The organism is Shewanella sp. AC91-MNA-CIBAN-0169 (assembly GCF_040310165.1).
Classification (GTDB): domain Bacteria; phylum Pseudomonadota; class Gammaproteobacteria; order Enterobacterales; family Shewanellaceae; genus Shewanella.
Genome location: NZ_JBEOPM010000023.1, coordinates 16,512 through 29,156 on the forward strand (window position 1 = coordinate 16,512; position 12,645 = coordinate 29,156).

At 42.5% G+C, this 12,645-nt stretch carries 13 protein-coding genes; 1 reads left to right on the plus strand and 12 read right to left on the minus strand.

Annotation, left to right across the window (positions count from 1 at the left end; genetic code table 11):
* Positions 1-54: 54 nt before the first annotated feature.
* On the plus strand, positions 55-1,251 hold the full coding sequence (tyrS, locus tag AAEY98_RS17295; RefSeq protein WP_351018455.1) for a tyrosine--tRNA ligase: 1,197 nt from the start codon (positions 55-57) through the stop codon (positions 1,249-1,251).
* 95 nt (positions 1,252-1,346) lie between these two features.
* Here tyrS and AAEY98_RS17300 read toward each other — a convergent pair whose 3' ends face one another.
* From AAEY98_RS17300 to AAEY98_RS17355, 12 genes are all read right to left on the minus strand, one after another.
* Entirely contained in the window at positions 1,347-1,757 is a 411-nt protein-coding gene (locus tag AAEY98_RS17300; protein WP_081430168.1) for a nuclear transport factor 2 family protein, read from the minus strand.
* A 67-nt stretch (positions 1,758-1,824) separates the two neighbouring features.
* Positions 1,825-2,451, minus strand: a complete 627-nt coding sequence (locus tag AAEY98_RS17305) for a trimeric intracellular cation channel family protein (RefSeq protein WP_101088841.1) — start codon at positions 2,449-2,451, stop codon at positions 1,825-1,827.
* On the minus strand, positions 2,448-2,837 hold the full coding sequence (locus AAEY98_RS17310) for a DUF2721 domain-containing protein (protein WP_101088842.1): 390 nt from the start codon (positions 2,835-2,837) through the stop codon (positions 2,448-2,450). Before AAEY98_RS17310 ends, AAEY98_RS17305 begins: the two co-directional genes overlap by 4 nt.
* A gap of 198 nt (positions 2,838-3,035) precedes the next feature.
* Positions 3,036-4,043, minus strand: a complete 1,008-nt coding sequence (locus tag AAEY98_RS17315) for a cobalamin biosynthesis protein CobD/CbiB (RefSeq protein WP_351018457.1) — start codon at positions 4,041-4,043, stop codon at positions 3,036-3,038.
* A gap of 83 nt (positions 4,044-4,126) precedes the next feature.
* On the minus strand, positions 4,127-4,819 hold the full coding sequence (locus AAEY98_RS17320) for a 5'-methylthioadenosine/adenosylhomocysteine nucleosidase (RefSeq protein ID WP_101088844.1): 693 nt from the start codon (positions 4,817-4,819) through the stop codon (positions 4,127-4,129).
* A gap of 332 nt (positions 4,820-5,151) precedes the next feature.
* Positions 5,152-6,237 (minus strand): methyl-accepting chemotaxis protein, encoded by a 1,086-nt coding sequence (locus AAEY98_RS17325; protein ID WP_192114389.1) that lies wholly within the window; start codon positions 6,235-6,237, stop codon positions 5,152-5,154.
* A 217-nt stretch (positions 6,238-6,454) separates the two neighbouring features.
* Positions 6,455-7,267 carry a sterol desaturase family protein gene (locus AAEY98_RS17330; protein ID WP_101088846.1) on the minus strand — a complete coding sequence of 271 codons (813 nt, stop codon included), beginning with the start codon at positions 7,265-7,267 and terminating at the stop codon, positions 6,455-6,457.
* Positions 7,264-7,929, minus strand: a complete 666-nt coding sequence (locus AAEY98_RS17335; protein WP_192114390.1) for a CDP-alcohol phosphatidyltransferase family protein — start codon at positions 7,927-7,929, stop codon at positions 7,264-7,266. Before AAEY98_RS17335 ends, AAEY98_RS17330 begins: the two co-directional genes overlap by 4 nt.
* A gap of 167 nt (positions 7,930-8,096) precedes the next feature.
* Positions 8,097-8,765 (minus strand): ATP-binding cassette domain-containing protein, encoded by a 669-nt coding sequence (locus AAEY98_RS17340; protein WP_243756154.1) that lies wholly within the window; start codon positions 8,763-8,765, stop codon positions 8,097-8,099.
* 2 nt (positions 8,766-8,767) lie between these two features.
* Positions 8,768-10,480, minus strand: a complete 1,713-nt coding sequence (locus AAEY98_RS17345; protein ID WP_192114391.1) for an ABC transporter permease — start codon at positions 10,478-10,480, stop codon at positions 8,768-8,770.
* On the minus strand, positions 10,477-11,769 hold the full coding sequence (locus AAEY98_RS17350; RefSeq protein ID WP_192114453.1) for an ABC transporter substrate-binding protein: 1,293 nt from the start codon (positions 11,767-11,769) through the stop codon (positions 10,477-10,479). Before AAEY98_RS17350 ends, AAEY98_RS17345 begins: the two co-directional genes overlap by 4 nt.
* Positions 11,770-11,884: 115 nt before the next feature.
* Positions 11,885-12,631: a DUF547 domain-containing protein gene (locus tag AAEY98_RS17355; protein WP_351018485.1), complete on the minus strand. Its 747-nt coding sequence runs from the start codon at positions 12,629-12,631 to the stop codon at positions 11,885-11,887.
* Positions 12,632-12,645: the final 14 nt, after the last annotated feature.

The following is a 12,645-nucleotide window of genomic DNA, read 5'->3' on the forward strand; positions in this document are numbered from 1 at the left end:
CAAGTAACATAGACCTCTTTATTTTTTGTGCAAGCCCTGGGAGTTGCAGTAGAGATGGCGAATTTAGATCAAGTATTGGCAGAGATTAAGCGCGGTACCGATGAGATATTACTTGAAGCGGATTTGCTTGAGAAACTGAAAGAAGGGCGTCCCTTACGCATCAAGTTAGGTGCAGATCCTACCGCTCCGGACATTCACCTAGGCCACACGGTCATCTTGAATAAAATGCGTACTTTTCAAGAGCTTGGTCACGAAGTGATTTTCTTGATTGGTGATTTTACCGGTATGGTCGGTGATCCTAGTGGTAAAAACAGCACCCGTCCGCCACTGACTCGTGAACAAGTGCTTGCTAACGCCGAAACCTATAAAGAGCAGGTCTATAAAATTTTGGACCCTGCAAAAACCCGCATCGAATTTAATTCTAGCTGGTTAGAGCCATTAGGCGCTGCTGGCATGATCCGCTTAGCATCACAGCAAACTGTTGCCCGAATGATGGAACGCGATGACTTTAAAAAGCGTTATGCATCAGGTCAATCTATTGCGATTCATGAATTTATGTACCCTTTATTACAAGGTTACGATTCGGTTGCATTGAAAGCCGATGTTGAATTAGGCGGTACAGACCAAAAGTTTAACCTGCTTATGGGTCGTGAACTGCAAAAATCTGAAGGCCAAAAGCCGCAGACTGTCATCATGATGCCATTGCTTGAAGGGTTAGATGGCGTTAAGAAAATGTCTAAATCGGCGCATAATTATATTGGTGTGAGCGAGCCTGCCAACGAAATGTTTGGCAAACTGATGTCGATTTCTGATGACTTAATGTGGCGTTATCTTGAACTGTTGTCATTCCGTCCGTTAACTGAGTTAGCCCAATTCAAGTTAGACGTTGAAAATGGCACAAATCCACGCGACATCAAGATTTTGTTAGCCAAAGAAATCATTGCTCGTTTTCATGATGAAGAGCAAGCACAAGCGGCGCATCAAGCTTTTATCGACCGTTTCCAAAAAGGTGCCATCCCTTATGACATCGAAGAAGTGGTATTAGAAGCGGGCGACGGGTTAGCTATTGCTAACTTACTTAAAGATGCAGGCCTTGTGGGTTCAACCTCTGACGGTATGCGGATGATTAAGCAAGGCGCAGTTAAAATGGACGGCGAGAAGATTGAAGACAGTCGCCAAATTTTTAATGCAGGTCTTGAAGCGGTATTCCAAGTGGGTAAACGCAAATTTGCTAAAGTGATTTTAAAGTAATCACGGATGTTAGCGAATAAAAAACGGCTTATAATGTAAGCCGTTTTTTTATGTCTGAACCATGGTTAATTTATGGCTAATTTATACGTGCAACACTACTGAGACTCAAGTTGATCAGACATGGTTTGATAGTCCATTAAGTCCATTTGCTCAATTAAACGCTCAGTATTGTTATCAAATTTTAGTGTGGTGACACCTGGTACCGCAAGGTCGATAATTTTACCGGGTTTACCATATTGATCGCCGGGGCCTCGTAATCGATAACTGCCTATTATCACCACGAGAGAGCCGGTATTAAACATGTGTTCTACGTTTAAACGGTATTCTAATACACCTTCATGAGCCCGCTGTAAAAACGCAATAATATGCCGACCGCCAGTGTAAGTAGTATTGGCTGTTTTATCGTAAAATACCGTGTCGCGAGAGTAGAAACGACGCAGGACGGTATAGTCATGATCCGTAAGCGCTTCCATGTATTGCATCGCGAGTTGTTGTTCTCGTGGCATATCACCAATATTGGCTTTGCTCGGAAAGCTCAATAGCAAACAGCATAATATGAAGATTATTCGCACATTAAATTCTCTTTGTTTTCAAATCAAAAGCCGGTAAAGATAAGTGCCAGCGGATAGCACTCAGACGGATGATTAGCGTGCTGAACATAGCGATCAACATCGATGTCATGCTATCCATGCCGACAAATATGCTTAAGGTATAACAGATCCCTCCAACGATGGAAGCGGTTGCGTAAATTTCCGTTCGCAACACCATTGGAATTTGCCGACATAACAAATCTCGGATAATACCACCACCGACACCGGTTATTAATCCCATTACCACCGCGACCATACCAGATAATCCGAGTAATAAGGCTTTTTCCGCACCAATTACGGTAAATAGTGCTAAACCGAGTGCATCGGCAATAGATAATGAGCGTGGCGGTAATTTATGCGGTTTTCGCACTAACACTAAGCAGGTTATTACGGTCGCAAGAATGACAAGAATATAGTTAGGATCGCGGATCCAAAAAACCGGTGTAGCACCTATTAGCGCATCGCGAATACTGCCGCCACCAATTGCTGTAACAGAAGCCAACACGATAACGCCAAAGGGGTCCATACGATGTTTACCCGCGGCTAACGCTCCCGAAAGGGCAAATACCGCAGTACCACATAAATCAAAAAAGTAAATCCACTGACTCATTTACTTAACTCTTCAAGGTGAATAGTCAGAGCATCTACTGAAATACGGATCTCGATTACAGATAAAATTAACGAATACAATAACAACAATAAACTTAACCCAAAAACTATCGAACCAATTTGGTTAAAACCAACATAAATCAAAATCATACAAAACACACATAGGGCAAAGCTGCTGACACCGGCTTCTTGCATTTTTCGGATGATAATGATGCGTTGGCGTAAATTTTTAATTTGCTCGCCTTGCACTGGTTTTTTGTCGTTACTGAGTTGGCGGATTAATGCCGCTAATGAAAAAAATCGATTTGTGTAGGCCAATAGCAATAAGGAAATTGCCGGGAATAATAATGCCGGAGTCGTTAACGATACATGTAAGTTGTTCAACAAAGCGATATTCCTAAACAGGTTTTTAAGCAGACAATAATCAATTTTTTGTTATTTAAAAGGTTAATATGTTGTAAAAATGCAATGACCTTGTGATGTAATATTCTTATATTAACAAGCGAATATGACGCACAGACAAAATAGACAAATATTGATTCATAATTGCTAAATAATAGCCTGTTTAAAACAAGATTTATACGTTTAAAGTAATCTTAATCCTGTCCATATTAATGGCAATAATAACGTTAAGCTTATCCAGAATAGGTTCGCGGTTTGTGTCACTGTGATTGCTTGGCTTATGTAGCGATGATCTGGCAAGGGACCCGCTTTTACTTTCGGTAAATCGACCCGAATTGTCTTACCATTTTCGATAAATTGCTGGGGGCCACCAAGCTCTATCTTCAATAACTTAGCCGCTAATGCATAGCTGCTGTAATGATTATTCAATTGATTTTTATTGGTTTGAGCTGATATTGGCTGCGAAAAAATAGACCTAATACCCAGTTGCCCAAACTGAATCGCTAACGAGCAATGCCATAATAAGGTTGGTATGAAAAAAATTACCCGATTGAATTGGCCTACAAAACTCGAAAAAATGTGAAAATGTGGATGATATGGTGGCCAGCAATGTTCTAGTTGTCTTAACATCCGCACCACTAATGCCATGGTAGCGCCGCCTAAGCTAAAAAACAATATAGTCGCTAAGGTGCCGTAAATGGGAGTGGTAAAAAGTTTTTCAATGGTGGTTTTACTTAAACCGACTTCAGATAACACTTGAGTATTCTGACGTACCCATGGGGTGAGTAGTTGTTTTGCGTCTTGCTTATTGCCGGTTTTTATTGCTGTAACGACCTTTTCAGCCACGGGTTTAAATGCTGAGTCGCATAAACAAAAATACAAGATGATTAGCTCAAAAAACCATGGGTAGGCGGCAAGGCTGAGTAAAAAACTGACGATAATCCCGCTAGGTACTATCAAAATAAGTGTGGCTAAAATCCCAGCGATAAGTTGTTGGCTCACAGCTCGGTCTGGGTGGTTAACCTTACTGGAAATTAATACCGCTAAACGGTTAAACCATAATAATGGTTGCAGCTCTCTAGGAATAGGAGCAAACCGAGCCAATATTAATGCGCAAAATAAAATACAACAGCTCTGAAGCAATCCGCCGTCTTGGCTCAGTAATTGAGGATTAAATAATTGATTGACCATAGAGACTCAATAATGTGCTGTTGTATTGTTAATGAAGCCTGCTTAGCTCGGCCCATAGCGAGTCCGAGCTAAGTGTAGACCGATTACAGCTGTTGTAATAGCGCGATAACCATCATTGCTGAATGCATACCTGCTTTGATAATGTACGAGTCAAAATCAACGGGTGAGTCATTGTTTGCATTGTCTGATAGCGAGCGAATAACCACAAATGGCACGTTAAACTGGTGACATACTTGTGCAATCGCTGCGCCTTCCATCTCACAAGCTGCCATCGTTGGAAAGTTTTCACGCATGATTTTTGTGCGTACAGGATCGCAAATAAAGCTGTCGCCAGTACAAATTAACCCTTCAATTGCCTTAACTTCACCTAATTCAGCGACAGCACTTTTGGCCGCATTGACTAAGATGCTATCTGGCATAAATGCCGCAGGTTGCTGAGCCATTTGGCCAATTTCATAACCAAATGCTGTGACGTCTACATCGTGATGACGCACTTCTGATGAAATGACAATATCGCCAATTGCCAATGAATCGACAAAACCGCCAGCAGAACCGGTGTTAATCACATGGGTTGCGGCAAACTTTTCGATTAATAATGTGGTTGCAATACTGGCTGCTACTTTACCGATACCTGAGCGGGTCACAACCACGTCTTTACCGGCAATGGTGCCGCTAATAAATTCGATGCCAGCAATTGTTGTATGTACTGGTTCTACAATAGCTTGAACTAAATGAACAACTTCTGGCTCCATTGCGCCAATAATACCGATTTTCATGTGTAAACCTTAACTGAATAAGCAAATTCGAATGGGCGCTAATATACCATGAGCTCGATAAATTAGTGAAAACTGACAGTGATTTTATTGACCCATTAATTGGTTATTTGTGGCTAAACCTCGTGTTGATATTATTCTATTATGGCTAATTTAATCCATAGTAATTGGAAGTGGTTGCTCTTTTTAACCTTAATTAATGACAGCACAATAACCTCAATCCAAGGCGCTAGCCTCAGGATTGCAGATTAAAGTGTCATTGACGTTATTTAGAGGGGAAATCATGCAACACGATATTATTTATTTTGTAGGCTCATGAAGTTGTGAGGTTAATTTTACTGCTGGCTTTGCGTGAGCAAATGATCGATTGCGCGAACCACATTGATACTGGCCTGTTCCATGGTTTCAAGATGAGCCAAAATAGTCGACTCATTACCCGACTGCATGGCTATAACAGCTGCTTTACCTGCACTGTGTACGGTTGTATGTGGTTGTTCGATAGTTTTAAAACTGGATAAACTGGCAAAATTTTGACCTTCGCCTTTGTAATACCATTTACCAAGTCTGCATTCAGTGTGGCTATTAACACTGGCATTTAGATCTTTATTTGCCAACACGCTGTATACATTACTTTTCCATACGCTGTGATCTAGTTTTACCGTGGTTAAGAAAGCAGTCATAGAGGCTTCTCCAATGACTCGTTTCATCACGCCTGAGCTTTGTAATACATCAGTCACCACTTGATCAATTTGTTCTGAAGATACAGCAATATCCCTAGAGCAAGTTTGGTTGGTAATGACTACATTCTTAATTTGTTCAGTTTGTTCAATAACTGTGGCGACTAATTTTTCAATATTAGCGCTGGCATCATGAGCATTACTGGCCAGTTGGCGCACTTCGCTTGCCACCACTGCAAAGCCACGGCCTGCATCACCAGCTCGTGCTGCTTCAATGGCTGCATTAAGAGCAAGTAGATTGGTTTGTTCTGAAATTTGCTGGATAGATGAAACTAAACTACTTATTCCATTAGCCGAAAGACTTAATTCTGCGGCAGTAGCCATGCTTTTTTCTGCATGGTCATTTAGATGCCCAGCTCGTTTTTTTAAGTTGCCAATCGCGACATGTGTTTGATTAAATAACTTATCTAATTCAGATAGCATTTGTTTTTCTTCGTCTAACTTAATTGAGTTTGCCAAGGTGGTGTCGCGAATATCATTGAGCATTGTTGCGCCCAGCAATTGTAAATTAGCGCGTGCGGTATCGTATTCAGATTGGCTATTAGAATGGTTTAATTGCTGGCTTAATTGCGTAATAGTCTGTTGTAATTGATTTAATTCATCTGAATGTTGCTGTTTATGAGTGACTAATTGGTGTTCTAAGTCGGCTATTTTAGTTTTCAAACTTTGGGTAAAACCGATCATAGTATCTTTATCCTTTAGCAATATATTAATAATATTTTGATAAACTATCATCGATTAATCAAGTGCTTCAGCAGTCACATATCACAAAAATGCATAATAAATACTTCTAATCTTTGACCTTTAACCGTACCAAGTCCTATTTATAAATTAAATAAGATCGTAGTATTATTCTGTTTATTGCTTAATCATTAGTGCTGGTCAAGAACAACGTAAACCGTTATTTTTTATGGGTAAACGGCATCCATAGCAACCCTGTTAACCAAGCGTTTTGTTTCGCGTTTTGGTATTCAATTAATCCTATGTCGATATCCTCGTCTGCTTTACTGGCCTTAGCAGAATAAGTACCAAATAGACGATCCCACCACACAATACTAAAACCAAAGTTGCTGTTGGTTTCGCACATTATTTGGCTGTGATGAATTCGGTGCAATATTTGAGTTACTAATACGGTTCTGACGACGCGTTCTAGCCTTGGTGATAGTCGGATATTGGCATGGTTAAATATGGCTAAACCATTTAATAAAATCTCAAATAAGATCACTGCACTGGCTGGTACCCCTAGTAGGATGATCGCTAATGCTTTAACCCCAATGCTGGCGATAATTTCTAGTGGGTGAAATCGCAACGCAGTCGTACTGTCGACATGAACGTCAGCATGATGAACTTTATGTAATCGCCACAATAATGGGACACGATGAAACAGCCTGTGTTGCCAATAAATAAGCAGGTCTAATAACAATAAGCTTATGGTGATGCTAGCCCAATCAGGTAATGCAATATAATTGAACAGTCCCCATTGTTGTTGCTGACAGTACAGTGCAATACCTGCTAATCCTATTGGTAATACCATTCGGGCTGCTATTGCTGAAATAACCAATATACCGATATTGCCTACCCAACGCGTAGCTGGTTTCGGTGCGTTGGCTCTATTGGGCAAATGCCTAGCAGGCAACCAAAACTCCAGTAAAAGCATGATTATCAATATCGTTAAAAATGCCCCGAGTCGAATGGATGAAATATCGTCCATCATGTTGATTTACCTCGTTGAGATTGATTAACTGAAGTGTTTTTTTTCAACGTATGATTTTTCAGAGTGTGATAGCCACCATGTATACGGGTGAAAATGGTAATTGCGCCTAAAAATGCAAAGCTATAGGCAAGTTCTGGGAAATAAGCCGGCCACAAACAAAATGCGACAAAGAAGGCGATGGTTTCGGTGCCTTCAGTTAAGCCGTTTAAAAAGTAAAAGCTCTTATTGGCAAATTGTGGTCGAGGCAGATTCAGCTTTTCGGCCGGTATGGCAAAGGCTAAAAAGCTTGAGCCTGTGCCAATGAATACGGTTAACAATACTGCCGCGGCTAAGGCATTTTCATTAGGGTTGGCCAAGGCGAATCCTAGCGGAATGGCCGCATAAAACAGAAAGTCGACACAAATATCTAAATAGCCACCTGCGGCACTGGTGTGTTTTTGGTGACGGGCAAGGGCGCCATCGAGTCCGTCGATAATCCGATTCAGTGCGATAAAAAACAAGGCGCCATACCAAAGTTGTAATGCCAGTAACGGTACTGCCAACATGCCTAAACCGAAACCGACCAATGTGAGCTGATCGGGATGGACATTCTTTTTGTCTAGTAGCAGCACAACTGGGGCTAACAGTGGCTTTATTACTGGGGTGATAAATCTATCTAACATGATGTCATTCCAATTAATCTCTTGATTATCTGTTCAATTTTTTAAAGTCGCGAGTTTGTTATGTCACGACTTATCTATTTTTTAGCTATCTGTGTATTACCTACATCAGTACAGTTGATTACAGTACTTTCTATTTGAGTAGGGTTTTAGTCATTTAGTACCACAACTCAAAGTGAGATGACTTTACCTTGAGCTGCATCAGCATCTGTTTGATCGTGAGTCACCATAATGGCAGGTAGCTGATGCTGGCGTATTTGATCAAATACTAATTGTCGGGTTTCTTGACGTAACTGACTGTCTAGCTTACTAAAGGGCTCGTCTAATAATATGGCTTTGGGTTGGCTAAGCAATACCCGCAGCAATGCCACCCTAGCTTGCTGACCGCCAGATAAACTTTGCGGGTCACGTTGTTCTAATCCACCCAGACCCACTTGGGTTAACGCTTCACTAATTGCGGCTTGTCGCTGTGCTTTGGGGCTTGGCGGCATGGCAAAGCCGATGTTTCCTGCCACGGATAAATGCGGAAATAATAATGGGTCTTGGTAGAGCAAACCAATATGGCGTAGATGACTGGCTGTTGTGGTGATATTTTGGCCGTTTAAATGTAACTGACCTTCAGCACTAAATCCCGCTGGCAACATGCCAGTTAACCAGTTTAATAGCGTTGATTTGCCGCTGCCAGATGGGCCCATAATAGTCAATATTTCACCGCCACGAATGGTCGCGCTTAATGATAATAAGTTTTGTTGCTGACGACGCAAGATCAGCCCATCAATGGTGAGTTCTGATGTTGAGGTGGTATTTGAGCCGTTGGCTGTACTCGCGAATGTTTGCATTATTATCCTTGTTGGTGGTGTTTGACTAACATTTTAGGCAATAGCCAAGCCAGTAAAAAACCTAAAGCTGGGAGGATCATTTGCATTAACGCATATACTGCACTGATCCTGCGGCTTCCTCCATTGGCGAGCGAAACAGCTTCAGTGGTAATGGTGTTGATGCGTCCACCACCAGTGAGTAAGGTTGGTAAGTATTGGCTAAAGCTAATGGCTAAACCTAATGCGCAAGCAATGAATATCGGCCCAATTAGCATGGGCAGTTTAATCCGGAAAAATATTTTTGCTTTGGTGGCCCCAAGACTGGCCGCAACAATACTAAAGCGTGGGTCTAAACGACGATAGCTACTGGCCAACGATAAAAACACATAGGGTAATACAAATAACAAATGGGCCAGTACCACATTGATAAAGGTATGTTGACTGTTTACTTGCTCAAGTAACCACACCAAACCAAATAAAAACGCGATACTTGGAATAAGCAAGGGCAGATAAATTAATACACTGCCCAGCAGCGATAGCGGTTTTCCGCTGTGCTGCTCCGCTTCTAAAGTGAGTAAGGTTAAGGTTATCGCTAGGGCGGTTGCGCAGAGGGCAATCAGTACCGTGTCGATAAGTGGCGTGTGCATTTGTTGCAATGCCGTTTGCCAGTGCAGCATTACAAATTGTTGCGGCAAGGCATCAGGGAAATGCCAAAAGCCAGCAAAAGACCACAACAGCATTCCCACTAATGCCAAACCTATGATGGTCAACATTAAGGCGGTGATGACATGGGTTATCTTTTGGATGATAGCGCCGCCGTATTCGCGCTGGCCATTGGTTAACATCGATTGAGCGAATCGACTCACCAAGCGTTCCAGTAACCACCAGCAGGCTAATACGAATAACGTCAGTTGAATTTGTAATATCGCCCCCGCAGACGCTTTGATCCGTAAACTTAAATCCACGTCATGAAACCACTGCATAATCGCTACAGCCAATGTCGGCGGATTGTTGGGGCCTAAAATTAAGGGGATTTCTACACTGGCACTGGCGTAAGCCAATACTGCCAATATTGGCAAGCGTAAGTGAGGATACAGGCTTGGCAACACCACTTTTAAAAATGCTGTCATTGGGCAATAACCTAAACTCAATGCCACTTTATGTTGCGCCCGTAGTGTTTGCCCAAGGTCGGGTTGTGCTAATACGCCTAGCGCCATCAGCAATAAAAAAGGCAGTTCTTTTAAGGTCACGCCTAGAATAATACTCAGTCCCATCGCATCGTGTGGATATAGCCAATCGGGTGGTGCATCCCAACCACTTAACCAAGGCGATACCAAGCGAGACAACATGCCCGACGGGGTAATCAGAAATCCAATAGCAATGGCCGCGGCAGCATGAGGGATAACCAGAATTGGCCCTAAAAGGCGTTGAATATAACCCAGCCACGGGCTGGTAAAGTAACTTGCTAGGATCAATATTGTGATTAAAAAGGCCAACAAGGTGCTAACAAAGCTGGTGGTGATACTCAATAACGCCATGTGGCCAATGCCTGGTGTTTGCCATAATTGGCTAAAACCATTCAGGCTAAAATAGGTTTGATCCAGTGCTGGGATCCAACCAAATGCAGGCAGAATAACGCCAATTAACCCACCCAATACCGGGATCAGTAACAAAGCCATCATCATAAATGGACTGAAGCGCACAATTGGATTGAACAGCTTGGCTACCGTGTTCATTGCATCACTCCATAGCGTTGTAACCATAGCTTTGTAATAACCTTACTCCAACTTGGATCTGGCTCACTTAACGCTGGGCTGATTGCTTGGTTAGCAATAGTGGCACTGGGATGTGACTGAGCGGGTGGCTCAAACCAAGTTTGCTGTTCGGCTGTCAGCTTTGATAGTGCTAACACGCTGGTGTCGCCCCATATATTCGCTTGCTGTTTGTGTGCTTGAGCTTGTGGACTCAGTAAAAAATTGACTACCAATTTAGCGCTGTCCAGGTGAGCGGCATTATAGGGAATGGCGATAAAGTGAATATTACTCAAACTGCCATCTTGCATACGATAACTACGACTGCTGTCGGGTAATTCAAAACGTGCAACGGCCGCGGGAATTTCGGCGGCTGAAAAGGTAAACGCTAGGGCAATTTCACCATCGCCGATTAAGCGACGTAGCTCCATGCCACTGGACATAAAGTGTTGACCTTTGCGCCATAGATGCGGATGTAGCTCATCTAAATATTGCCACAATACCGGTAATAACAAAGCCTGGCTTTGCGTTGTTGCGGGTTGATAAAGCAGATTTTTAATCGCCCCAGGTTGTGAGTTGTTCAGTACAATTAAGGCGTACTTTAAAAAGCTGGTGGCTAAAAAGTCAGGTGGCTTAGGGTAGGTGAATCTGCCTGGGTGTTGTTTGGCCCATAGGCTTAGTTGTTGCAAAGTTTGCGGTGGTGATGTGGTCACTATGCTGTCGTAGTAAAACGTCAGCGCAGCTTTACCCCATGGTGCTTCCATCCCTTGTGTTGGCACGCCAAAGTCACGGGTCATCGCGGGATTGTTATCTGGATCGGTTAAACCAAAGTTGGGTAATTGCGTAACCCAATTTGGCGCTAGCAGTTGATGCTTGGCCATGGCGGCAAAATTTTCACCGTTAATCCACACTAAATCGACTTGGCCTTGATGATCATTGCTTGCTGATTTTTCGGCTAATACTCGGCTGACCGCTTCGCTGGTGTCGGTGAGTTTTACATGGTGTAAATTGATCTGATATTGCTGCTTAACTTGTTTCGCGGCCCATTGAATATAACGATTTATTTGCGGATCGCCACCCCAAGCATGAAAGTACACATCTTGATTAGCGCCTCGAGATTCAACCTCTGGCCATGATGACTTTGATGTTTGTGCTGTTTTAACTGATGCTTGAACTGATGTTTGAGCAGACTCGCGGATTGATGTTGATGTTTGAATTCGTGCTGACGGCTTGTCTGCAACATTTACAACACCGTTGCTAGATGCATTAGCCATACCAGCCCAAAGACTAGCAGTAAGCAAAAAAGCACTAAGCCCAAAGCTTACTGCAACCTTAGATTTTATAAGGTTGCAGTAAAAGGCTGTGCTAACGATATGCTGCCAGCGTAAATTAGCCAGCAACATTAAGTGACCAGTCATAATCTAAAAATTCAATATCAAGTTGTTGTTTTTCTGCCGCTTGACGCTGTGCTGGCGTAAGTGTCAGAACACCTTTATCACTATTAGAATAAAGCAGTAAAAACGCTTCAATCGAATGAGTGTTACGAAACCCTTTGGTAAAGTCATCGCCATACCATTTAAAGATAGAAGACAAATACAAGCTGTCTCCCTTGGCATAATTTCGGCTATTATCGGCAAGAAAACGTTCAGTTTGCTCGGTTAATTGCAGTTCGAGTTTAGCGCCTGTGTAGGCTTCTTCACGCAGTGCAGGGCAACCAATGCTGGCACAGTTTACCGCGAAGTGGATCCTTGGGTCGTTGTAACGATCGCTACCACGAATGAGTGTGTGCTCAATATCATTAAGGCTGCGGGTTTTACCTAATAATGGAATAAAACTTTTATCCCAAGGTGAGCTAAATAACCCGCCTAACTCTTTGATTGAGTCTATATCAGGGTATTTAGTTAAGATAAGTTCCACGGTCCACGCGTTGTAAGCATTGATTAAAAATGCCAATTGCGATTCTTTGTCCCAAGCATCAAATTCAGCTTGGGTTATCTGACTCAGTTGGTTGAGATACCCGGTCAATATGGCTCGATCTTGTTGTGTCGCTGCGTAATCTATCGCGCTACTGTGACCTGAATTAATCGGTTTAACATGACGGTTGAGTAAGGTGTTCCACTCATCATGTAGCACCATTTTCGTCTGGGTCT

Excerpts from the sequence above, each read along its gene's own strand:
- tyrS (WP_351018455.1), top strand. The coding sequence starts at position 55 with ATGGCGAATTTAGATCAAGTATTGGCAGAGATTAAGCGCGGTACCGAT.
- AAEY98_RS17350 (WP_192114453.1), bottom strand. The coding sequence starts at position 11,769 with ATGGCTAATGCATCTAGCAACGGTGTTGTAAATGTTGCAGACAAGCCG.
- AAEY98_RS17305 (WP_101088841.1), bottom strand. The coding sequence starts at position 2,451 with ATGAGTCAGTGGATTTACTTTTTTGATTTATGTGGTACTGCGGTATTT.
- AAEY98_RS17320 (WP_101088844.1), bottom strand. The coding sequence starts at position 4,819 with ATGAAAATCGGTATTATTGGCGCAATGGAGCCAGAAGTTGTTCATTTA.
- AAEY98_RS17315 (WP_351018457.1), bottom strand. The coding sequence starts at position 4,043 with ATGGTCAATCAATTATTTAATCCTCAATTACTGAGCCAAGACGGCGGA.
- AAEY98_RS17345 (WP_192114391.1), bottom strand. The coding sequence starts at position 10,480 with ATGAACACGGTAGCCAAGCTGTTCAATCCAATTGTGCGCTTCAGTCCA.
- AAEY98_RS17300 (WP_081430168.1), bottom strand. The coding sequence starts at position 1,757 with ATGCCACGAGAACAACAACTCGCGATGCAATACATGGAAGCGCTTACG.
- AAEY98_RS17325 (WP_192114389.1), bottom strand. The coding sequence starts at position 6,237 with ATGATCGGTTTTACCCAAAGTTTGAAAACTAAAATAGCCGACTTAGAA.
- AAEY98_RS17330 (WP_101088846.1), bottom strand. The coding sequence starts at position 7,267 with ATGATGGACGATATTTCATCCATTCGACTCGGGGCATTTTTAACGATA.
- AAEY98_RS17335 (WP_192114390.1), bottom strand. The coding sequence starts at position 7,929 with ATGTTAGATAGATTTATCACCCCAGTAATAAAGCCACTGTTAGCCCCA.
- AAEY98_RS17340 (WP_243756154.1), bottom strand. The coding sequence starts at position 8,765 with ATGCAAACATTCGCGAGTACAGCCAACGGCTCAAATACCACCTCAACA.
- AAEY98_RS17355 (WP_351018485.1), bottom strand. The coding sequence starts at position 12,631 with ATGGTGCTACATGATGAGTGGAACACCTTACTCAACCGTCATGTTAAA.